Origin of the sequence: Novipirellula herctigrandis (assembly GCA_007859835.1) — a bacterium.
Classification (GTDB): domain Bacteria; phylum Planctomycetota; class Planctomycetia; order Pirellulales; family Pirellulaceae; genus Novipirellula_A; species Novipirellula_A herctigrandis.
This window is the reverse complement of record SJPJ01000001.1, coordinates 2,871,691-2,893,791: the sequence shown is the minus strand read 5'-3', so window position 1 is coordinate 2,893,791 and position 22,101 is coordinate 2,871,691. Positions and strand designations below refer to the sequence as shown.

Here is a 22,101-nt window from a genome sequence, read left to right as displayed (position 1 = left end):
TCAATTCCGTTAGTCTCTACGAGCGACTTGCAATCACGACGAAACCACCGGCAGGCACAAACCGATGCGATTGGAGGGAAGATCCATCAGGTGCAACGCAGTGCAACTTTGTCGTTTTCCATCCGCTGGCTGTGAAGTCCGATACGAGTTCGGATCGGCTAAACCGGTGCATAAACATTTTCTCGAGGCCTCGGTAGGCATAAACGCTATCGCCGAACTCGTGGTTGCGGTCCCACCACGACCGAGTCCAACTGCCGACCAAGCGGCGAGTGCCTCGTGGTTCCAGCCATGCGGCCCAGCGGTTGTGAACGTGCAGGACCAATTTTCCGCCTGGGCGAACGATGCGAGCGACATGGCTTAGCATTCGGCGGCGATTTGCTCGGCCTTGGATCATTCCCAGGGTACTGAACAGACAGACGGCATGGTCGATCGAGCAGGCAGAAAAACAATCAAGCTCGACCAAATTTGCTCGAACCGCGTGAATTTGGCCTTCAAAATTTCGTTCGCGAGCTTTTTTGAGCATGAGTTCCAGCATTCGGGTGCTCAAATCGACGCCAAAAACCTCGAAGCCTTGCTCGGCCAGTGGGATTGCGATTCGGCCGCTGCCGCAGCCCAGATCAAGAATTGATACTGTTTTTCCAGGTTGGGGCAGAGAAAATTCATCTGCGACGATTTGTTGATCGAGAGCGCATAGCGGAGTATCTGCCACAAACGCGTCATAATGGTCGGCGATTGTCCGCTCATGGACGTAATCCCAGGTTCCGGGGGCGACGCCAACCGGGCGACGCCAATCGGGCGGTGGAGAGGAATTTGGGGGCTGGTTCAAGTGGGGTCTGCGTTTCTATAATCCGCCCATCGAATCCCAACGAGAGCGACATTTCAGCGAATCGTTCACTGAGCGGCTTTTTCGGTTTTGATTCGTGTGAACAGTCAGTTTGATGTAAACGGGCAATTTTATTCAGGTGCCGGGTCTGCGAAATGGCCAGGCCTTCCATCACCGTTAGGAGAAATGGAACAGTGGCTATACGAGTTGCAATTAATGGTTTCGGTCGAATCGGCCGCATGGTCTTCCGCTCGTCGGTCCTTCGTGACGACATTGAAGTGGTAGCAATCAACGACCTTTTGGATGTTGATTACCAAGCTTACATGCTGAAGTACGACAGCGTCCACGGTCGTTTCAAAGGCGACGTATCAACCAAGGGCGGCAATCTTGTCGTCAATGGCAAAGAAATCCGCATCACTGCGGAAACCGATCCCGCCAACTTGGCTTGGAGCGACGTCGGAGCAGACATTGTCGTTGAGTCGACTGGTTTCTTCCTGACGCAAGATTCCGCAAAGGGTCACCTTGATGCCGGTGCGAAAAAGGTTGTCATGTCCGCACCACCAAAAGACGACACTCCGATGTTCGTCATGGGTGTGAACTGCGAAAGCTACGCCGGACAAAAGTTCGTATCCAACGCATCCTGCACAACGAACTGCTTGGCTCCGATTGCCAAGGTTCTCAATGATAGCTTCGGCATCAAGCGTGCTTTGATGACCACCGTTCACGCGGCGACCGCAACGCAAAAGACCGTTGACGGACCATCGAAGAAGGATTGGCGTGGTGGACGTGGAATTTTGGAAAACATCATTCCATCGAGCACTGGTGCGGCAAAGGCTGTGGGCAAGGTTATTCCTGAGCTCAACGGCAAGCTAACCGGTATGGCGTTCCGAGTTCCAACTTCGGATGTATCGGTCGTCGACCTGACCGCCGAATTAAGCAAGGAAGCAAGCTACGAAGACATCTGCAAGGCGATGAAGGCTGCTTCGGAAGGCAAGATGAAGGGCATTCTCGGTTACACGGACGAGAACGTCGTTTCGACCGACTTCCGCGGCGAATCCCGTACTTCGGTATTCGATTCCAACGCGGGTATCCAACTCGACAAGACCTTCGTCAAGGTCGTTTCTTGGTACGACAACGAATGGGGCTACTCCTGCAAGGTTCTCGACTTGGTCGCAAAAATTGCAGACTAGTAAAAGTACCCTGTACTAAGTATGTGATACACCCTCTAAAGGTCCGGCGGAAACGCAGGGCCTTTTTTCGTTTTTTCGCTCACAGCCACCTCCAAACTAAGATTGTCGTCGCATTTTGCGACTTGAGACGCCTGCTAACAATGCAATGTTGCAAAGTTTTAGAAAAATTTACAAGCGAACTGGACTTTTGGCGGACAGGGGGGGGATGCGGGTATTGTTAGGGATAGAAGGCTAACTCGTGATTGGGGAACACCTTAGCCTCGTTTCCGGTTTTTTTTATTCTCAGATTTGCTTGGATTGGCATTAGATTTCCTCTGTGTTTGAACTGGTCAGTTAGCGAACTGCCAAAATTTTAAGTCGGATTGTTCTCATCAACTCGGAATGATCCAAATTGCCTATTTGATGCTCTACTGCGTGAAACAGGCGAAAACTTGTGAACTTTCGGCAGAATTTTCTGGTCAAACATGGAAACGTCGTTATCGTTTCACGCGTAATGAGATTAAGAGCCAACGGCAAGGAGTCGTTGGAGGTTTTGAAAAAGGTCGCTTCGCGGTGCTTCCGGCCAACGTAAGAGGTTGTGGCTATCGCAAGTCGGTGAACCTGATTCAGGACAGCAACACTTTGCCCTAAGGAAAGGGTGATACCCGGGCAACATCGGTATCAAGTCGAGCGACCCGCCGGGGCCGCAGGGATAAATAGTCGACGTGAGATACCACAGCACTGGGAGAATGGACCATGGTAATGCACGAAGAATATCGAGATTCGAAGGTAAAGGAATTACGAGATCAGCTGACTCGTTTTGCCCCCAAGGCGAAAAAGGTCGAGCAGGCGGAATTGGCCGAGAAGCTGTATGGTGAGATCGAGCCAAACCGTCCTTATTCGTTCGATTATCTTTGCTTCCGTATCACCAATTACCGCCCTGAAAAGCCGAATCGCCACAATATTGACGCCGTCGATCTGAAGCACGATTTGCGGCTCTTGATTGAAGACCTTAGCGATTCGGCCGAGGTTTCGGTTTCGGAGTTTGCCGAACCGGTCCATACCGTCGAAGATCTGAGCAAGATGTTCCGCGTTTCGACCAAGACGATTAGCCGTTGGCGCGACGCTGGCTTGGTGAGTCGTCGATTATTATTCGGTGGTCGAAAACGGGTGGGGTTCCTGCATAGCAGTGTCGAGACTTTTGTTTCTTCTAACCGTGAAAAGATTCGTCGTGGCGAGCGATTCAGCCAATTGTCGGACGATGAAAAGAGTGAAATGATTGAGCGGGCCCGCCAATTGGTCGAAGGGGGAGCTAGCTTGTCCGACGTGACGCGTCAATTGTCCGATCAGATGAATCGCAGCCCGGAGACGATTCGCTATACATTGAAAAACTTTGATTCCGTTCACCAGCAGTTGGCCATTTTCCCGAATCATCGTGCGACGTTGACCGAAGATGATAAGCGCGCGATTTTTAAATTGTCGACTCAAGGTGCGACGATGGCCCAGTTGTGTAAGCGGTTCAAGCGAACGCGTTCGAGTATTCAACGCATCTTGTTGGAAACGCGAATGCAGCATGTGATGGAATTGCCGTTAGATTACATCTTCAACGAAGATTTCGACGACGTGAGCCGTGAAGAAGAGTATTTGGCTCCGATTCCCGAAACAGGGGCCGCGATGCGAAAGGCACGCGTGCCGAGTGGGTTACCCAGTTATTTGGCCGCACTCTATGACGTGCCGCTGTTGAACCGAGAGCAAGAGTATCACTTGTTTCGCAAGATGAACTATTTGAAGCATAAGACCAATTTGCTGCGTGACAATTTGCAGTCGGCTGGTAGCGCCAAGTCCGCCATGATGGACCAAATCGACAACTTGTACGAAGAAGCGGTCAAGGTGAAGAATAGGATCGTTCAGTGCAACTTGCGTTTGGTTGTCTCGATTGCAAAGCGTCATGTTGCAAGCACGGATGATTTTTTTGCGCTGGTGAGCGACGGAAATATGTCATTGATCCGGGCGGTTGAAAAATTCGATTACTCGCGAGGCAACAAGTTTAGTACCTACGCTTCGTGGGCGATTATGAAGAACTTTGCTCGAACGATTCCGAGTGAATTCAAACACCGTGATCGTTTCCGTACCACGACCGAGGAATTATTCTTGGCTCGCCAAGATGATCGGCTCGATCCTTATGCCGAGGAATCGGTGCAGCGGTCGCGGCAACGTGAATTGTCCAAGATTCTTGATCGCTTAGACGAACGAGAGCAGAAGATCATCACAGCTCGATTTGGTCTCGGTCGCGGCAGCGAGCCGTTGACCCTGAAAGAGGTCGGCGAAGAAATGGGTGTCACGAAAGAGCGAATTCGCCAACTTGAAGCACGTGCGCTGACAAAGCTCCGCGAAGCAGCCGATGAAGCCAAAATCGATGTCGAATTGGGTTCATAGTGGGCCATCCCCATTGTGGATTAAGCCCTTGGTAGTCGCTTGATTGTGCTTGTCGCTGCATCGTGAGATGCCTGTTTGTCTCCGCTCGATTGCGGTGTCGATTTGCCATCGCCGGTGTTGTCTTGATGATGCAGAAAGCGGTTAGAGGGGCGTCCGGGGCTCCCTGGGTCGCGACCTTGATTGTGAATCTTTTCGTGTGCTTTCCATCAATTGCACGCAAAATGAAATTGACAACAATATTCAATTTTATGACTTGTCATTGAACGCAATATTGTTAACAATTAAGCGCAGGGTCTTTTGGGGGGGTATATTCCCCTGGTTTTCGTTTTAAGCGGGTTATTGTCCCGTGCTGTTCTTTTCTTCTCTCTCTCTCTCTCAAAAGAGGTTTTCTTCGATGCAATGTTCAATGAAAGTTCGGCGTGGATTCACGCTTGTCGAGTTGTTGGTGGTGATTGCCATCATTGGAGTTTTAGTCGGATTACTTTTGCCCGCTGTTCAGGCAGCACGCGAAGCGGCTCGTCGTATGAGTTGCAGCAACAATGTTAAGCAACTTGGTCTTGGCCTTCACAATTATCATTCCGCATATAACCAGTTGCCCATGCAATCGGGTGGTACTGTGGATAATGTCACTAACGCTACATGGCGTCCTTCCGAGGTCTCCAATGTTGGGCGGTTGAGCTATCTTGTGGGGCTGATGCCTTTCATCGAGCAACAGGCGATTTGGGAGTTGATTTCCAACCCGTTGAACATTGATTCCCAGGGCAATTCGCCGCCGGCGGCTAGCGGAAATGGTTCTGTTCAAGCCCTCCGAAATGGTGGCCCATTTCCACCAATGGGGCCAACTGCAAACTCGATTTTGTACACGCCTTGGGTAACCAATATTCCCACGCTTCGCTGCCCTAGCGACCCAGGTGTTGGGCTTCCAGGGCTCGGGCGAACGAATTACGCATGCTGTATGGGGGATTCACCCGACCGGGCAGCAAACGGAGCTTGGAACAACAACGGGCCCTACCCACTTCATGCGGCGAACAATCTTGAAGAAGAAATTCGTGCGTCGGGGCGTGGTATTTTCATCTCGCACAAATCGATGCGTTTTCGCGATGTCTTAGACGGCTTGTCCAACACGATCGCAGCCGGTGAAATTGCGACCGATTTGGGTGATAAGGACAAGCGGACCATCAACCATCGTCGCTCCAGTTGGACGAACTTACGAAATGTTCCTCCAACGGGCTGCCAGGATCTCGTTAGCGCTACGCGACCCCAATTCTGGGCCGATTCGACCGCCGTGGTAGGTGCTGTGGATGGACGTGGTTATCGTTGGGCAGAGTCTCGTCCTAACTATTCGGCTTTCTTTACGGTTATGCCGCCAAATAAGGAAGCGTGCAATCAGCAAAATGCAGGTGGTGACGCCTACTATGGAGCGTCGAGTCGTCATCAAGGTGGGGTCCACGTTTTGATGGCCGATGGTGCGGTTAAGTTCATCACCGATTCCATTGAAGCTGGTAAAGTCACGTCGACGGTCAAGGCGGATTACCTGATTAACAAGTGGAATAACACTGGTAAGCAAAGTCCATTTGGTCTTTGGGGTTCTTTGGGAACGAGAGCCAGCAAAGAAGTCGTCGACGAGGAATTTTAATTCAAAGTCGCTGCTGGTTTTTTTGTTTCGCGACTGGAGTTTAATTTCTAATGGTTGCGGCTGAGGACCCAGGTTCCAATGCTCAACGTCTTTGGTATTCTAAGAATAGAGTGCCATGCTGAGCTTCTGATAGGCCGTTCGCCCATGGGGGCGGGCGGCTTCTCTTTCGTTTATGCTGGATACTAATTCGTTAACTTTCTCTATTGGAAGCGTGATTGATTATGAAGTTTTTTGGATTTTTTCTAGTTGCTGCATGTATGGCCGTCGCTGGGTGTGGTACGAGTGCTCCGACGAATACGGTTGAGAACGCAAGTCAATCTGATATCGACAAGTACAATGAAATGCTTGAAGAGTCACAAAAAGATGCACAAGCGAGTGCCGAAGCTGCAGCAGCAGGGATGAAGCCGGGCCAAGAATGATTCGCGAATGAGTTGACTCCGTTTCGAGTTGACTCCGTTTCGAGTTGATTCGAATACTCACGCATCCGCATTTGGGTTGCTTGACTGTCAACAGAACTCCGAGTCGCCTGCTGGGAGTTTTCTGCGCTTCGGTCTGTGGGGTCGCACTCAACTGCGAATCCAGAAAACCGCGAAATCAGAAAACCGCGAATCCAGAAAACCGCGAACATATTGTGTTCTGGTTGATGGAGTGTATTGTTGCTGGTTTGATTTCCGTCATTCAAGTTCCGACCTTGGTGATGAGCGGTGTTTGGTCGTGGCCATATCAGTCGATTTTCGCTCTTTCGCACTCGGCAGAACTAAGACTCGGCAGCACTAAGGCTCCGTAGAACTAAGACTCGTTTAAACTGGGCGGGGCATCATTGCCGATATTTCTCGCTGCCTTCGATTGTGAATCGTGCAGCGATGAACAAGTTGCTTGTTGAAGATTGGCGATAACGCTTCTGACTTCTTTTTTGAAAATTTTACTCATGCAATCCGACGCTCGGATGTGTGAACGTTCGCCATCATATAGGGTGCTTAGCTCGATGCATTTTCTTCGGTTCCCGGTCTCGGTCAGCCTGCTTGCCTTGTTTTGTGGTTTCGGCTGCCAAGTAACGCCTGCACAAGATTGGCCCCAATGGCGCGGCCCCGCAGGAGACAATCACGCCGATCCAAACATCGACGTGCCGCTGCGGTGGGATATTACGACAGGGGAAAACATTCTTTGGAAGACGAAGATCCCCGGCTATGGTCATTCGACCCCGATTGTGGTGAACGAGTCAATTTTTTTAACGACTGCGGACGAAATTGAGGGAACGCAAAGTGTTTTGAAATTGGATCGCCAGGACGGGCGATTGAGGGACCAGTGGGTGATGCATCGCGGAACGTTACCAGAGCGAATCCACTCGAAGAATTCGCACGCGTCACCGAGTCCTGCATTTGACGGCGAGCGGATTTTCGTGTCGTTTCATACCGACGATGCCATTTGGCTGACGGCTTTGGCAACCGACGGACGCCAGCAGTGGAGAAAGAAGGTTAGCGAATTCAAGCCCGAGCGATTTCAATTCGGTTATGGGGCGAGTCCCATTGTCGAAGGCAATTTGGTGATTGTTGCTGCCGAGTATGATGCAAGTGCTAGTGGTTTGTATGCCTTTGATACTCAGACGGGGACGCAAGTTTGGCGAGTACAGCGGCCGAGCAATTTGAATTTTGCCTCGCCAATTGCCGCAACCATTGCTGGTCAACGCCAAATTTTGCTTGCGGGCGCGGCGATGATTTGTTCCTATGATCCAGGAACGGGCAAGGAGCTGTGGAGCGTTGACACGACCACGGACGCGATTTGCGGAACGGTCGTTTGGGACGACCGCCGTGTGGTCGTCAGCGGTGGCAATCCCGATTCGGGGACTTGGTGTGTCAGTGCGGATGGGACTCGAAAATTGCTTTGGGACAATCGGATCAAATGTTATGAGCAATCGCTGCTCGCCGTTCCCAACTATGTTTTTGCCGTTGCCGATAACGGTGTTGCGTTTTGCTGGCGAACTCTCGATGGAAAGCAAATGTGGCAAAAGCGGTTGTTCGGCGGTGGTATCAGCGCCTCGCCCACGTTGGTTCAAGACCGGATCTACGTTGCTTCGGAACGAGGGATGGTGTACGTCCTAGCCGCATCTCCGGATCGTTTTGATTTGTTATCCGAGAATTCAATCGGCGATTCTATCTTTGCCACTCCCGTCGCGATCGATAATCGGTTGCTGATCCGAACAACCTTCAACGAGGATGGCAAGCAGCAGCAGTATCTTGTCGCGATCGGAGACTAGTCGTTAAACGTGACTGCTATTAAATGATTACATTTGATCCAATAAATGAGCGAAGAAGATTGCTTTGTTGGCAGCGTAACGCCTTGGGTCTCCTTCACCGTGACGCCATTGCTTCACTTTCGCTTCTTCAAAATCGATAGCCAATTCAGGATGCGTTCTGAGGAAATCGCGAATCGCGATCGTTTGTTTCCAGCTGTCCGAGCGATGCACCATAAGGAACACGCAATGCGTAGGTTCGGGCTCGGATTCGCTCCGATGCCTTGGTTTGATCAATTGAACGCCGTCACGATCATGCCAGTCGCCGAAAGGTTCACGTCGAAAGTTCAAGCCTTCGATCAATCTTGCCGCTGAGGGAATGCTGGCTGGATTGGTGACGCCTGCCAGTACGTCGATCGTCGGCCGAGCGATTAGCCCAGAGATTGCGGTGCTGCCGATATGCTCGACCGCAACCACGTCCCCTTCGCAGGATGACAGAATACTGCTTCGTGTCTGCTCGAATTCTTGACGCCAACGAGGATCGTAGTGCATCAAGCGAACGGACGCATTTTCCATAAGAATGTCACCAAGACAATCGAGAGGCGGTAAATTAGACCGTTCTTATTCTATCGCAGTGGCAGCAAAAAACCGAACGGACGAAAAACGATTCATCCATTCGGTCTTGGAGAGATCCTGGCAACAATTGCCATTCACTAGCGGTTGCTTGTCAGCATCGCGATTCGCGATGATTCAAGCTGTTTTTGAACCGAATCAACATAGGAATAGTCCGCTGGGCACATTCGCGAGAACGGTACGGTGCAAGTCTTGCCATTCGTTTTTAGCAGTTGTATCGAACCGTGGTTGATGGCAATCAAGCGTCCTTCGGTGCGGAAACTGCCGGTATCGTCAATCCAAACGCGAACCGGTGTGTCGGAGAGCGAAGTGAATTCGGGGATTTGTTTTTCCGAAACGACTAGCTGGTGTGTCTTCGGTGCAGGAAGTTCTGCAACCGTCTCGGCAGCGTCCGACGGAGCAACTTCGTTTTGCGTGAACAATTCGTCAATCGTCATCGTCGACTCTTCGGGGGAAGATTCGGCAGGCATTTCTGGCATTCCAAAGAGATCGTCGATCGCATCCGTCGCCGGTGTGGCATCTTCTGCGGGTGGTTCTCCGAACAAATCGTCCATGCCGCCATCGGTTGGTGGCTCGACAGCAGGTGCCGCATCCGCGGGCGGGGTACCAAACAAATCGTCTACTCCGCTATCAGTGTCAAGTTCTGGCATTTCAGACGCGTCGTTCGTAGGGGCTCCGAACAGATCGTCCGTTGCAGGCTCGGTGGATTCCATCGGTGCGTCACCGAACAAATCGTCCGTTGCAGGCTCAGTGGATTCCATCGGTGCGTCACCGAACAAGTCGTCCGTTGCAGGTTCCGTTGATTCCATCGGTGCATCGCCGAACAAGTCGTCCGTTGCAGGTTCCGTTGATTCCATCGGTGCATCGCCGAACAAGTCGTCCGTTGCGGCCTCGGCAGCAGGTGTGTCATCCGCAGGCGGATTGCCAAACAAGTCGTTGTCTTCGACGGGTGGTTTTTCGACAGTAGCAGGTTCAGGAGAGCCAAACAGGTCGTCGCCGGTTTCCATTGCAGGCACTTCGGGCTCGGCAGGTACTTCGGGCTCGGCGGGTGCTTCCGGCTCGGCGGGTGCTTCGGGCTCGGCAGGTGCTTCGGGCTCAGCAGGTACTTCGGGCTCGGCGGGTGCTTCGGGCTCGGCAGGTGCTTCGGGCTCGGCAGGTGCTGGGGGAGCAGAATCGGTTTCGACCGCTGGCTCTGGTTCCGCAGGCGTGCTTGGTTGGCCAAACGGGGATTCCTCGGTGACCATGGGCTCCTCCGTGGTGATTGCTGGATCAACGGGAGCGTCAAATGATTGTTCAACTGGAATGCTGTCGCCCATGACGGTTCCTTCCATCATTGGAGCGTCATAGATGACGTCACCCATCAGCGGAGCACCCATTTCAACAGCACTGCTGTCTACTATGCCATATTCGCAACATCCAGCGTCGATCGGAGTCGTTTCGACGGGGGCGATACCACAGGTAACCGGTGCCGGGCAGCACACAACTGGTTCAGGACAGCAAACAGGAGGTTCAGGGCAGCAAACGACTGGTGCCGGGCAACAAACAGGAGGTGCCGGGCAGCAAGTAGGGGGTGCCGGGCAGCAATCCGTTCGGTGACCACATCGGGCGTGGTGCAAAAGCCAGCCAGCGGAGGCGGGGCTGATGCCTAATGCGACAATCAAGGTGCTGACGAGGCTCCATCGAAAAAGGGGGCTCCATCGAAAAACGCGGGGCAGTCGGTTGGATCGTTCAGCCGTGCGGGTCATGGTTGTTTTGTCTCCTCCACAGCATTAAGCGTGTGGAATTCTTACAAGGTCAGGTGGGCGGCAAGCCATCGGGTCCCCTCGCCAGCGAAACAAATCGCCACGGCGAGAATCCAACGGCAATCGATTAAACTCCCATGCTAGTAATAAAAAAACATCAAGCAAGCAGCGAAAACTGGTTAAATTAAGGTGTTTAGGGATTTCTGTCCGGTTTTAGCGGTCGTTTGGACCCAATTGATCGGCAAAACGCCCCAAAAAACTCGGGTGCCATCAATTCACGGAATTCGTCACACTGATGGGCCATGCTGCTGGCGGCCTAGTCGTTTTGGCGGCCTGGTCGTTTTGGCGGCCTGGTCGTTTTGGGGGCCTAGTTGAAGGCCGGGGCCCTCACCCCTTTTCATTTCACGGATTTTTAACGGACATGTTTCGCTTCATTAAAGGCGTTTTCGCATCCATGAGCCTGGAGCGGAAATGTCTGCTCTTTTTCGGTTCAGCGATCGTCTTATTGATGTGCGCTGCATTTTTCGTTGTTCAGCTATTGGCAAAGCGGTTGGTCACCAACACGACACAGCAGCGGGCTCGTGATTACGCGGCGGCTGAACTCTACATGATCCATAGTGATGCCCAGTGGTCGGCGAAATTGCCGAGCGATGTGGTCACCAGCAACCAGGAATTGCTTGACGGGCTGAGGTCGGAACTGCTAAATGCGAAGATCGACTTTCGAGTCTTGGCGTTACAAGATTCAATGTCTTACGACAAATTGCCGACAATCGATCAACCCAAAACGGCGCATGAGCTCGATCGCCTGACAGCCCTTGAGCCTCAATACCGTGCTTGGCTTGCTCGCCAGATCGGCCAAGACCGTCCTGATGTCGAACGACCGTTGGACTTAGGTGACAACGAAGCGATGAGCCGCATTGGATTACTTGGGACGACCGTGTTTGCGGAAGACGGCCCGGTCGATGATCGTTACATCTACTATTATCCAGTGTTCTTTAAGCCGACGTGCGTATTGTCGTGCCATAGTCCGACGGGCGGTTCGATTTCCACGTCGCCCGATGAAGACCCAATGACATTGGCATCTCAGTATCCATTTCGAGTTTTTCGCATTGGCATGCCTTATCAAGAAACGCATGACCAGACGACTTGGATTCGAGCGATTGTGATTGCCCTTGCGATGGCGATTATCGCTGCGACTCTATTTGTGCTACATGCGATTGTGCGTTTTTTAGTCTTGCAGCCTCTCTACCACCTTCGCGATGTCAGCGACTCGATCACGCATGGTGATACCAACCAACGCGCCACGATCGACACCGAGGACGAATTTCGTGAACTTGCCGATGCGTTCAATCGCATGCTTCGCCACCTGACCGAGACTCAAGACAAAATCCAGGAAGTCAACCGTGAGTTGGACGCTCGCGTCGATCAGTTCGCTCAGTTGAACTTACAGCTTTACGAAGCAAACCGTTTGAAGAGTGACTTCTTGGCGAACATGAGTCACGAGTTGAGAACGCCTCTGAACAGCATTATTGGATTTTCGGAAGTGCTAGTGGGCATCGATTCGCTGACCGACAAACAGCGCCGTTACGCATCCAACATTCAAAAGAGCGGTCGGTTGCTACTGGAAATGATCAATGACATTTTGGACTTGGCGAAAGTCGAAGCTGGGAAAATGGAGCTGCGCCGCAGCGAGTTTGATCTCGGGCGACTTGTCTCGGCCCAATGCGATATGATCCATTCGCTTTCAGAAGAGAAGAATATCTCGCTGTCTGTGGAAACCGGGGACGATTTGCCGAAGGCGTACCAAGACCAAACCAAGCTAGGGCAAATCATTAATAACTTGCTCAGCAACGCGATCAAGTTCACTCCCGAAGGGGGCATGATCACGGTGCGAATCGAGGACGTGCAAAGCGGCCGTTTCCGTCTTTCGGTGAAAGACACCGGGGTCGGTATTGCCGAGGAGGATCAACCAATCATTTTTCAAAAGTTCCGCCAAAGCCAAAATGTTCTCAACAACGAAGGGCTGACTCGCGAATTTGCTGGCACGGGGCTTGGGCTGTCGATCGTCAAAGAACTCGCAAAACTGCTTGGAGGCGAAGTCGACTTCGAAAGTGAACTGGGGCGTGGCAGCACGTTTTGGGTTACCTTGCCCTGGCGACTGAGCGATCAAGTGTCGGTGGATGCTCTGCTCGCCACACCGTCGCTGCAAGGTGAATCGCCTGCCGATGGATCAACGCTGAAACTATTGAAATAGGTCCGCGGCTGAAATCGATATCGGGCGTCGCGGAACGGAATCGCCTGCGGTAAGATGAAACGGTGTTCAATTGTTTCTGTTTTCTTAGACCGCCCCAATCTTTTTTCTCGGCACCACCATGGCGAAGCTTTCTGACGACCAAATCATTGAATCGATTCGACTCTATCGCGATACGCTAGGGGAAACGCGAGCTCTGTATGTCGATAGCGGGAAGTTAATCAGGGAAAGCTATGGATGGCTCGGAGACGATGCCAACGCCAATTCAATCGCCGACCAGATGGACGATCTGCATCAAGGGCTATTGATGAAGGTCTTTGCGGCAGTTGTTCCCGAGGCAAGTACTCGGACGATGGAACAGCGCCAACTCGGCCGCGTTTTGCTTGAGCATCTATGGGGCAAATCGGTGATGGGTAACCAATTGCACGAAGCCGTCGATTGGTTGGTCACTGCGTCCAACGAATTTCAATGGGGCGACTTGATTCGTCCGTTTGCTGAGATCGCCCCCATACGTGATCGTTGGGGGGAACTCGAAACGCTAGTCATGCGGATGGCCAACGTGTTGGCTTCCATTGACGGTGCGATGTCCGTCGCGGACAACGCAAACTTGGATGAAATGCGGAAACAAATGAAGGAACTGGCGCGAGAGCCGGTTGTGGTGGAGCACAATAGTCAAGCGGACACCGATAACGCTCACGATGCACTCGATTGGCTTCGCGCCGAAGCGAAACGCCTTCGCGAAGGAGCCGGTGTTACGGCCGCAGAAAAACCGACGCCCGTCGCCGGCCCTGGTGGGACACCCAAACCGACACCTGAACTGAAAAAGAGTACTCCTGAGCCAATCGACGATCGTACGCCCGAACAACGGCTTGCCGAAGCTCGCGCGAAACTTGATCGATTAGTCGGACTCGACGCGATTAAGGATCAAATCCAGACGCTGACGAACTTTCTGAAGATGGAAACGCTGCGGGAAAAGGAAGGATTGCCGGCCACACGCCCAAGTTTACACATGGCATTTGTTGGCAATCCTGGGACCGGAAAGACGACCGTCGCACGGATCATTGCCGAAATCTATGGTGCGCTGGGGATTCTCGAAAAAGGCCATTTGGTCGAAACCGATCGAAGTGGTTTGGTCGCTGAATACGCTGGGCAAACCGGCCCCAAGACGAATGCAAAGATCGACGAGGCGCTCGATGGTGTGTTGTTTATTGATGAAGCCTACACGTTGATCGATGAGAACGGCCAAGATCAATACGGTCGCGAAGCCGTTCAAACGCTACTGAAGCGGATGGAAGATCAACGTGATCGCTTGGTTGTCATCTTGGCGGGCTATCCGGTGGAAATGCGGAAAATGATTCGCAGTAATCCCGGATTGAGTTCGCGAGTGGGGACGACAATGCACTTTGACGACTACCCGCCCGAAGCCTTGTGCCGCATCTTTGAGCTGATCTCAAAGAAGTCGAAATATTCCCTGCCCACCGAATCGCGTCGCCGGCTGCTTCGCGGGTTTACTTACTTATACATTAATCGTGACCGCCATTTCGGAAACGGCCGATCGGCACGTAACAGTTTTGAACGGAGCGTCCGGCGATTGGCGAATCGCTTGGCAATGATGAAGGACGTCAATCGCGAAATGTTAACCACGCTTGCGGCGGAAGACATTGAAGTGGCGGAGATCACGCAAGAGCACCTCAAAGCGATGGCGGCAGAAAAAGGGAACGTGCGGGTGCGGTGTAGCCATTGTCAGCAATCGGTCGTCATTGATGACCAGTTGCTTGGTACCAGTATGGAATGCGAGGCGTGCAAAGAAAAATTCGAGGCTGATTGGGGTGAGCCCGTTTTGGAACTGCCAAAACCCAACGCAGGAAAAGCACCTGCTGGTGAAGAACCGGATGATGGAGAGGGGGCGAAGGACATTATCGTAAGATAGTGTCTCGAAATAGCGTCGCCTTTTGCTTCGCTATCGTGCCTTTCCCTCGAGCATGATTGTCCCTCGAGCATGATTGTCCCTCGAGCACGATTGTCCAGCAGAGGGCGGCCATCGGTCACTCCGTTACCGCTTCATACTTTGCTGGGATTTTATAGCGGTCGCTATAGATGTGAACACGTTTGGTTGGTTCGCCATTGAGGGTGACGAGCGGTTGTCCGGCTTGGACCCATTCCAGAATACTTCCGTCAAAGTTCTTCACATTCACACCGTCCTTCTTCAGTTGTGCTGCGTACTTTCCACTGCGTCCACCGACGGTGCAGTAAGGAACGACAAGTTTTCCTTGGTACTTTGACGGTTCGCTTTCATACTGCGATTTGGTGATCGCGCCGGGGATGACTGATACCGCGACTTCCGCATCGGAGCGAACGTCGACGAGAACAAAATCGGCCTGCGGGGAATCGATTCCGCTTTGCTGTGCCGTTTGTTCCCGTTCGTTTTGCTTCTTCAGTAGACTTACCAGCTCGCCGATTTCCATCGTTTCTACTTTGGAGCCCAAGCCAAAAAAACTGCCGAATTGAGTCCAAGCGTGTCGCGGCATAAGAAGGAGAGCCATGCAAGAAGCGATGAAGAGGTGTAGTAGTTTATACTTCATAGTTAATTCCAAACTCGGTTTTGAACAAGATTAGCTGCTGAGGATCATTTTTCGGGACGTAGTTTAACTGCAAAGAACTCTCGCATCAATTCGCTCGTTTTCGGATGCAAAAAGGTCAACATGTGACCTTGGCCTGGTAGTTTTGCTAACTCGCAGGTCGCTCCGGTGCTTTGCATTGCCTCTAAAAACGCAACGCTTGTTTTAATCGGCACCAGTGCGTCACTTTCCCCGTGAATGATTTGCACTGGCGGATCGCCGGCGGACACATGGGCAATGGGCGATGCCGCCTGATATGTCGCTGGCTTTTTTCGGCGAGAGCTTCCTAGAAAGAATGCCAGTGATGTATTGTCGAGCGGCAGTGTTTGGAAATTACAAGGTGGACCACCCGCACATGTCGCACGGATCTTTGGCAACTTGCTCCATCGTGCATCGTCGCTATGCCATTGGCTGGCCGTACGCTGTGTTTCGATTGGTTCGTCTTGGAGCGCAGAAACCAGCAGCGATAGGTGCCCTCCCGCAGAGTAGCCAAACAACCCGATTCGTTCGAGGTCAAAGTGAAACTTGTCGGCATGTTCGGAAATCCAAACCAAGGATTGCCGTACGTCATCGACTTGTTTCGGGAAAGTGTGGCTTGGTGCAAGTCGGTAGTTGATCGTCACGGTCGCATAGCCTTCGCGTGCCAAGTACCGCGAGTAACGTTCGATGGTCCATTTGCTTCCGCTCATCCAAGCTCCGCCGTGAATGACGAGCACGGTTGGGTAGCCGCTGGGCGATGGGTCGACCGTAGGAAGCAAAACATCGCATAGTCCTGCTTTTCCCTCAACATCGTTGTAGCGTTGGTTCGGAAAGCAAGGAAGCGGCGTGACCGATTCCGCAGACGCGGAAGCTGGATTCACAGCACCCGCCCACACGGCGAAGGCCAAAAGGAGTGCTCGACCGAGGCAGGCAAATTGCTCGCGATCCAATTTTTGGGGGAACAGCATCGATTTGTATTTTGATAATTCGTTTTTGCAGGATGGTTTGCTACGAGCATTCTAGCGTGCTCTGCAAGGATGCAATGGTCCGCTAATTCCCGCTGACCCGATTCATGCAAATGGCGGTTGCCCTTAGCACGGGGGGATGCCATTCGATTTCAGTGTTTGGAGCGAGCGGCTAGGGTATCAGAACGTGAGCGGTAGGGCGGTGGGAGGTTTTCGCCCTCAGACGTATAATAGGGTCCGTTGGACCGTCGCGCGGTCGAGTTTCCCCAAACGCTTTGTATTTAAAGCATTGAAAAAGTTCCCCAATGGCCATTGAGCTCAATTCTGTAACCGAAGCTGTCGAGGCGATTCGCCGCGGCGAAGTGATTATCGTTGTTGATGCGGAAGACCGCGAAAATGAAGGCGATTTTGTCTGTGCGGCTGAAAAAGCGACCCCCGAAGTGGTCAATTTCATGCTTTCCGGACGAGGCCAATTGTGCGTCTCGATTTTGCCCGAAGTCTGCAAACGGCTCGAACTACAGCCAATTGTCGCAAATAACGATGCCCCCCTGAAAACCGCCTTCATGACGCCGGTGGACATCCGAACGGCTCGAACAGGAATCACCGCGGCTGAGAAAAGTGAAACGATTTTGCGGATGACCGTCGACTCGGCATCGGCCAAAGAATTTGTCCGCCCCGGTCACGTCTACCCGCTTCTTGCCAAACAAGGTGGCGTGCTGCGTCGAGCCGGTCATACGGAAGCCGCAGTCGATTTGGCGCGCATGGCAGGGCTAAAACCAGCCGGCGTCGTTTGCGAAGTGCTTGATGAAAGTGGAGATCGAGCGAGCCGAGACGGGTTGGCTTCGATCGCCAAGAAACACAACCTGAAAATTATCAGCATCGAACAACTGATTGCCCATCGCCGAGTGAGCGAAAAGTTGATCAGCCGAGCAGCCGAAACGTCCTTGCCGACGATGTATGGGGAATTTCGGATCGTAGTGTATTCGGTTGAATATGAAGGCCAACAACCGATTGCACTTTTCTGCGGTGACCTAACTGCGCCCGGACCGGCACCATTGGTTCGGATGCACAGCAGCTGTTTCACCGGTGACTTGATCGCTTCGCTTCGCTGTGATTGTGGCGACCAATTACACATGGCGCTCGAAATGATCAGCAAAGAAGGTCGCGGCGCTTTGGTTTATTTGCCGCAAGAGGGCCGCGGCATTGGATTGGCACAAAAGATCCGAGCCTACGCGTTGCAAGACAAGGGGCTCGATACGGTCGAAGCGAATCATGCGCTCGGGTTCAAAGCGGACATGCGAGACTACGGAATCGGTTTGCAAATTTTGAAAGATCTCGGATTAAGCGATATGCGATTGTTGACCAACAATCCTAAGAAGGTTGAAGCGTTTAACTTACGTGGATTCGATTTGAAAGTCGTCGATCAGGTCGCGCTTGTGTCGGAGGCTAACGATCACAACAAGCGTTATCTGGATACGAAACGAGAAAAGATGGGGCATTTGTTGCCACCGGCTTAGTTTCTGTAGGCACACTACCTAGAGCGTTCACCATCCAAATGACTCCTCTTTCCACTTTAGATTCCTGAATCACCTATGCAACATTGGCCTCGACGAATTGCGATTGTTGGCGTGGGGTTGCTGGGCGCCAGTGTGGCGAAATCGTTGCGTGAGTCGTTCGGAGAGTTGCATGTCACGGCGGTTGTTCGTGATCCGCGTAAAGGTGAAGTCTTAGTCGAAAATCGAGTCGCTGACGTATTTACCCATTCGGTCGCGGTTGCCAGTGAAGCGGCGGATGTCGTGGTCATTGCAACACCCGTGGATCGGATCGCCGACTTCGTGATGCAAGCCGCGGTTGCGTCAAAGCCCGATTGCTTGGTGACGGATGTTGGAAGCACCAAACGTGGAATCGTTGACGCCGTGGCAATGGACGCTCTTGCTGCAAAGAAATTTGTCGCCGCTCACCCGATCGCTGGCAGCGAAAAAACGGGGGCCGAGCATTCTTGTGCGGACCTGTTTCGCGGCAAAGTAACGGTGCTGACTCCCAGTGACCAAACGCTCCCTGAATTGCTGAGTCGGGCCGAAGCGTTCTGGCAAGCCACCGGTAGTCGCACGGTCGTCATGTCACCGGCCGACCATGACCTCCACTTGGCATCGGTCAGCCATGTGCCACACTTAGCCTCGTCGGCGGTTGCCAAGTTGGTTTGCCCTGAATCGGCGGATCTGGTCGGTAGCGGATGGCTCGACATCACTCGCGTCGCTGCAGGTGATCCAGCGATGTGGTTGGCGATTTGCCAAGAAAACCGCGTGGCGATTGAGAACCAGTTGGCTTGCTTGATTGACTCGATTGACGATTGCCGACGAATGCTCAAAGATCATGACGACGCGGGGCTTCTGCGTTGGCTTGAAGAAGCGAAGACGATACGAGATCAAACCAAACCCTCCACCTTGGATTAGGAAACGCAAAGATGCCACTTTGGCAAATTGATATTTATCCCGCTGAAGGACAAACCGACCGTGAAGGCCTGCGGACGCAGGAAGAAATTCACGAACTTGGCCTGCATGATTCGTTGCAGGTTGATTTTGCGCGCGGCTTTTTGGTCCAGGGCGATTTTGCTCACGATCAAGCAGTCCAATTGGCTCAAACGCTATTGGCCGACAGTGTCACCGAACGATCCGTCGTCGCAATTGCTGGCCAAGATTCGCTCAACGAACCGCCCGGCGATAACATGACGTTGGTTAACGTGTTGCCCAAACCGGGAGTGATGGACCCGGTTGCTGCCAGTACGATCGCGGCCGCAAAGGATATCGGCTTTGATGTGCATGCCGTCCGCACGATGCGAAAGTATTGGCTCAGTGAGTTGGACGACACGGTGCTCGATTCGATTTGTCGTCGTGCCCTGTCAAACGATTCGGTCGAACAAGTAATCGTCGGCCCGTTGGAAATGGACCAACTTGACGTGGGGGAGCCTCATGACTTTAAGTTGACGACGGTGGCGATCCGCGAACTGCAGGGCGAGCAACTCGAAAAGCTGTCTCGTGATGGCCAGCTTTACCTGACGCTCGTCGAGATGGAAACGATCCGCGATCACTTCATTTCGATCGGTCGCGATCCAACGGACATTGAGCTAGAGACCATTGCACAAACATGGTCGGAACATTGCAGTCACAAGACCTTGGCCGGACGCATTCACTACCGCGGCCCGGGTGCCGATGGAACGCCCGAAGCGGATGAGCGTCAATATGAAAACATGCTGAAGGAAACCATCTTTGCCGCGACACAATCGATTCGCAAGTCGCTCGGCGAAGACGATTGGTGCGTAAGCGTGTTCAAGGATAACGCGGGCGTGGTTACGTTCGATGACGAGTACCACGTTTGCTTCAAAGTGGAAACGCATAATCATCCCTCGGCACTTGAACCCTACGGTGGCGCAAACACGGGGTTGGGCGGTGTGATTCGCGACCCGATGGGAACCGGGATGGGGGCGAAGCCCGTTTGCAATACGGATGTGTTCTGTTTTGCACCGCCAGACACCGATCCCACGACGCTGCCGCCGGGTGTGTTGCATCCGCGTCGAGTGATGAAGGGCGTTGTGTCGGGGGTTCGAGATTACGGTAATCGGATGGGGATCCCTACCGTCAATGGTGCGGTCTACTTTGATCCACGTTACCTCGGCAACCCGCTGGTTTATTGTGGCAACGTTGGCATGATCCCGATTGGCATGGAAGAAAAGGAAGTGATGCCCGATGATCTGATCGTGGCGATTGGTGGGCGAACCGGGCGCGATGGTATTCACGGAGCGACCTTTAGTTCGGCCGAATTGACTAGCGAATCGGAATCGTTGTCTGGCGGAGCGGTGCAAATTGGTAACGCCATCACTGAAAAAATGGTCCTCGATGTCTTGATGCAAGCACGCGACCGCGGACTTTACAGTGCGGTGACCGATTGCGGTGCCGGTGGTTTTTCGAGTGCCGTTGGTGAAATGGGGGAAAAAATCGGTGCCGAGGTATGGCTTGAAAAAGCTCCACTGAAATACGAAGGATTGACCTACACCGAAATATGGATCTCCGAAGCACAGGAACGAATGGTCGTTTCGGTGCCGCCGGAATCTTGGGAAGAACTGCGAGAGCTTTGCGAGAGCGAAGGGGTTGAAGCAGCCGTGCTCGGGCGATTCTCACCCACGGGCCGATTGACGTTGACCTATCACGGTCAAGTTGTCGGCGATTTGTCCATGGATTTCATGCATGATGGCCGACCGCCAATCATTCGTGATGCGGTTTATCATCCACAACCGACCACTTCGGTCGATTTGCCGGCGCTTGATGCAAAGGGACATGCCGATGTGCTGCTAAAGATTATGGGTAGTCTGAATGTTGCCAGTAAACACTGGATCGTTCGCCAGTACGACCATGAAGTCCAAGGTGGCAGTGTTGTGAAACCGCTCGTTGGGCCTTTGTGCGACGGGCCAAGCGATGCCGCCGTGGTGAGGCCGCGCATTGAAAGTCGACGTGGGTTGGTGATGTCGTGTGGCATGAATCCTCACTATGGGGATTTTGATACCTACCACATGGCAACCTCCGCGATTGACGAAGCGATGCGGAACGCGGTTGCAGTTGGTGCCGCTCCGGACAAAGTTGCGATCTTGGATAATTTTTGCTGGGGATACACCGATCGGTCTGAAACGCTCGGTTCGTTGGTCCGCGCCGCGATCGCCTGCCAAGACATGGCAGTCACACTCGGTACGCCATTCGTCAGTGGCAAAGACAGTTTGAACAACGAGTTCAGCTTTAACGATGCCGATGGAAAACGCCAAACGATTGCGATCCCACCAAGTTTGTTGATTAGTGCAATGGGGCAAATCGAGGATGTGTCACTGGCCGTAACCATGGACGCCAAAGAGGCTGATAACGTCGTCTTCTTGGTTGGTCAAACGAAATCGGAACTAGGAGGCTCGCACTTGCTATTGAATCTTGGCATGTCGGGCGGGCAAGTGCCAACGGTGGACCAACCATTGGCTAAGACGACGTTTGAAGCGATGCACCAAGCAATTCAGAACCGCTTGGTCCGTTCGTGTCATGATTTGTGCGAAGGAGGCTTGGCCGCCGCCGCGACGGAGATGGCAATGGCGGGCGGGCTTGGTATGGCGTTGGATATTTCGCCAATGGCAGCGACGGGATTGGCGGCCACGGAAACGCTCTTTAGCGAATCGAATACCCGATTCTTGTGTGAAGTCACAAGCGAAAACGCGGATGCCTTCGATAAGCTGTTTGCAAAGGCGGGGGTCAGTGCGATTCGTCTAGGTGTCATTGATGATTCCGGTCAATTAGCGGTCACCTCAGCAGACCAAACTGTGTTGGAGCTGGATCTTGCGGCAGCGAAACAGGCGTGGCTTGAACCGCTCAATTGGTGATCCGCAGATTCTATTTGTGTCACGCGGCGGATTGTTGGGGGTGACTCTCGTGTCCACTATGACCTTTAGCTATTCGTCGTAGTCCTGTCTATTTTTTCTAGTTTCGCAAGGTTCCCGGGGGGGCGGTCACGATCCCCGCGGTACCGCGCGGGAATGCTGTTTCTTAGTCAACTTGTTCGCGCCGATTTCCGATAGCTCTTCTTGTGCCCTTT

At 52.8% G+C, this 22,101-nt stretch carries 16 protein-coding genes; 11 read left to right on the top strand and 5 right to left on the bottom strand.

Translation table 11 applies throughout. The annotated features are described in order from the left end of the window. Window positions 1-16 precede the first annotated feature (16 nt). Window positions 17-826, bottom strand: coding sequence for a class I SAM-dependent methyltransferase (locus CA13_RS10640; RefSeq protein ID WP_146396203.1), 810 nt, complete (start codon window positions 824-826; stop codon window positions 17-19). Window positions 827-1,017: 191 nt separating this feature from the next. Here CA13_RS10640 and gap point away from each other — a divergent pair, with 191 nt between their 5' ends. From gap to CA13_RS10610, 6 genes are all read left to right on the top strand, one after another. After that, a complete protein-coding gene (gene gap, locus CA13_RS10635) occupies window positions 1,018-2,013 on the top strand; it encodes a type I glyceraldehyde-3-phosphate dehydrogenase (protein WP_419194172.1) in 996 nt (331 codons plus the stop codon). Window positions 2,014-2,394: 381 nt separating this feature from the next. Further along, a complete protein-coding gene (locus CA13_RS10630; protein WP_146396198.1) occupies window positions 2,395-2,643 on the top strand; it encodes a hypothetical protein in 249 nt (82 codons plus the stop codon). A 111-nt stretch (window positions 2,644-2,754) separates the two neighbouring features. Continuing rightward, window positions 2,755-4,428 carry a sigma-70 family RNA polymerase sigma factor gene (locus CA13_RS10625; protein ID WP_146403586.1) on the top strand — a complete coding sequence of 558 codons (1,674 nt, stop codon included), beginning with the start codon at window positions 2,755-2,757 and terminating at the stop codon, window positions 4,426-4,428. A gap of 394 nt (window positions 4,429-4,822) precedes the next feature. Continuing rightward, complete coding sequence (locus CA13_RS10620) at window positions 4,823-6,064, top strand: DUF1559 domain-containing protein (RefSeq protein WP_146396197.1); 1,242 nt, start codon at window positions 4,823-4,825, stop codon at window positions 6,062-6,064. Window positions 6,065-6,279: 215 nt separating this feature from the next. Further along, on the top strand, window positions 6,280-6,483 hold the full coding sequence (locus CA13_RS10615) for a hypothetical protein (RefSeq protein ID WP_419194171.1): 204 nt from the start codon (window positions 6,280-6,282) through the stop codon (window positions 6,481-6,483). A gap of 566 nt (window positions 6,484-7,049) precedes the next feature. Further along, window positions 7,050-8,318 carry an outer membrane protein assembly factor BamB family protein gene (locus CA13_RS10610; protein ID WP_419194170.1) on the top strand — a complete coding sequence of 423 codons (1,269 nt, stop codon included), beginning with the start codon at window positions 7,050-7,052 and terminating at the stop codon, window positions 8,316-8,318. A gap of 27 nt (window positions 8,319-8,345) precedes the next feature. On the opposite strand, the gene CA13_RS10605 is transcribed toward CA13_RS10610, so the two are convergent. Both CA13_RS10605 and CA13_RS10600 read right to left on the bottom strand, forming a co-directional pair. Next, entirely contained in the window at window positions 8,346-8,870 is a 525-nt protein-coding gene (locus tag CA13_RS10605) for a GrpB family protein (RefSeq protein ID WP_146396194.1), read from the bottom strand. 137 nt (window positions 8,871-9,007) lie between these two features. Beyond that, entirely contained in the window at window positions 9,008-10,303 is a 1,296-nt protein-coding gene (locus tag CA13_RS10600) for an SHD1 domain-containing protein (protein ID WP_146396192.1), read from the bottom strand. Window positions 10,304-11,090: 787 nt separating this feature from the next. Between CA13_RS10600 and CA13_RS10595 the strand changes: the two genes are divergently transcribed. Then, complete coding sequence (locus tag CA13_RS10595; protein WP_146396189.1) at window positions 11,091-12,923, top strand: sensor histidine kinase; 1,833 nt, start codon at window positions 11,091-11,093, stop codon at window positions 12,921-12,923. A gap of 118 nt (window positions 12,924-13,041) precedes the next feature. After that, on the top strand, window positions 13,042-14,850 hold the full coding sequence (locus CA13_RS10590) for an AAA family ATPase (protein ID WP_146396186.1): 1,809 nt from the start codon (window positions 13,042-13,044) through the stop codon (window positions 14,848-14,850). Between the two features lie 115 nt (window positions 14,851-14,965). On the opposite strand, the gene CA13_RS10585 is transcribed toward CA13_RS10590, so the two are convergent. Further along, window positions 14,966-15,502: a rhodanese-like domain-containing protein gene (locus tag CA13_RS10585; RefSeq protein WP_419194169.1), complete on the bottom strand. Its 537-nt coding sequence runs from the start codon at window positions 15,500-15,502 to the stop codon at window positions 14,966-14,968. Between the two features lie 44 nt (window positions 15,503-15,546). After that, a complete protein-coding gene (locus CA13_RS10580; protein ID WP_146396184.1) occupies window positions 15,547-16,485 on the bottom strand; it encodes an alpha/beta hydrolase in 939 nt (312 codons plus the stop codon). 302 nt (window positions 16,486-16,787) lie between these two features. Here CA13_RS10580 and ribA point away from each other — a divergent pair, with 302 nt between their 5' ends. The 3 genes from ribA to purL all read left to right on the top strand — a co-directional run bounded on the left by ribA (window position 16,788) and on the right by purL (window position 21,889). After that, on the top strand, window positions 16,788-17,999 hold the full coding sequence (gene ribA, locus CA13_RS10575; RefSeq protein ID WP_146396181.1) for a GTP cyclohydrolase II: 1,212 nt from the start codon (window positions 16,788-16,790) through the stop codon (window positions 17,997-17,999). Between the two features lie 75 nt (window positions 18,000-18,074). After that, window positions 18,075-18,935, top strand: a complete 861-nt coding sequence (locus tag CA13_RS10570; RefSeq protein WP_146396178.1) for a prephenate dehydrogenase — start codon at window positions 18,075-18,077, stop codon at window positions 18,933-18,935. Between the two features lie 11 nt (window positions 18,936-18,946). Then, window positions 18,947-21,889: a phosphoribosylformylglycinamidine synthase subunit PurL gene (purL, locus tag CA13_RS10565; protein ID WP_146396175.1), complete on the top strand. Its 2,943-nt coding sequence runs from the start codon at window positions 18,947-18,949 to the stop codon at window positions 21,887-21,889. The last annotated feature ends 212 nt before the right edge of the window (window positions 21,890-22,101 follow it).